Source organism: Methanosarcina spelaei, assembly GCF_002287235.1.
In the GTDB taxonomy this organism is placed as follows: Archaea; Halobacteriota; Methanosarcinia; order Methanosarcinales; family Methanosarcinaceae; genus Methanosarcina; species Methanosarcina spelaei.
On record NZ_LMVP01000314.1, the window covers coordinates 1 to 1,044 of the forward strand.

At 33.3% G+C, this 1,044-nt stretch carries 2 protein-coding genes; both read left to right on the forward strand.

The genetic code is table 11. From position 1 onward, the window contains the following. The first annotated feature begins 39 nt into the window (after positions 1-39). On the forward strand, positions 40-489 hold the full coding sequence (locus ASJ81_RS23805; protein WP_245860148.1) for a hypothetical protein: 450 nt from the start codon (positions 40-42) through the stop codon (positions 487-489). A 61-nt stretch (positions 490-550) separates the two neighbouring features. Next, the coding region (locus ASJ81_RS13555) for an IS1 family transposase (protein WP_245860150.1) at positions 551-1,044 on the forward strand (494 nt) is incomplete at its 3' end.

Genomic DNA, 1,044 nt, shown 5'->3' on the forward strand with positions numbered 1-1,044 from the left:
GGTCGTGTCCCTAAATCATTGACTTAGTTTTATATAATCTTGAATCTATTATTATTTGGGGGCATCTTAATTACTTCTGAAATCGATTTTTCACAATTTTTTTGCTGGAACAAAGACTGCACTGATTATGGAATTAAAAATCAAGGGAATATAGTCCTTAAAGAAAGATATGGTAAAAATAACCATGTGCTTCTTAAATGTAAAACTTGTAAAAGATGTTTTAGTGAAACTAGAGGTACAATATTTTTCGAACTCAACACTTCTGATGAAGAAGTTCTAAGGACAATAGCTATGATTCCTGAAAAAGGAAGTATCCGTGGAGTTGCAAGAGCTACTGGACATAGTAAAGATACAATTTGCAGATGGCTTGAGATTGCAGGAAGGCATGCAGAAGAAGTTACAACTTATTTCCTCAAAAATCTTAATCTTACGAGAGTAGAGGTTGATGAGATCTGGTCATATATAAAAAAAGCAAAAAAATGTTACTGAAGAAGATTCTGAAGAGTATGGTGACGTATATTCACTTACAGCAATCAAAAGTGACACAAGATTGCTCCTTTCTCATCATGAAGGAAAACGTAGTACAGAGGATGCTATAGAGTTATTTAAAGAAGTTGATAATATGCGTTCCCCATCTTCTCCTATCCCTGTATTTACCTCAGATGATTGGGATGCCTTTGAAGAAGCACTTATAAACGTTTATGTTAAAATCGAGTTGCCACAGTACAAAGGTATCGGAAGAAAACCGCTACCTAAAATAGTTCCACTTGACGATTTAAAATATGTCAAAGTATTGAAAAAAAAGGTAAAAAATTATATAGTTGAAACAGTTCAACATATCATCTTTGGAGATCCTGAAGAGATATTCGAAATGCTTGGAGCTGATTCGGATGGTTATATTGGAACTTCTTATGTAGAAAGGATAAACCTTACGATAAGGACATCTCTTGCAAGATTTATAAGAAAAGGAATGAATTTCAGTAAAACCAAAAGGATGCATCAGAAAGCATTTGACTTATTCCAAGCATGGTATAACTTTATAAA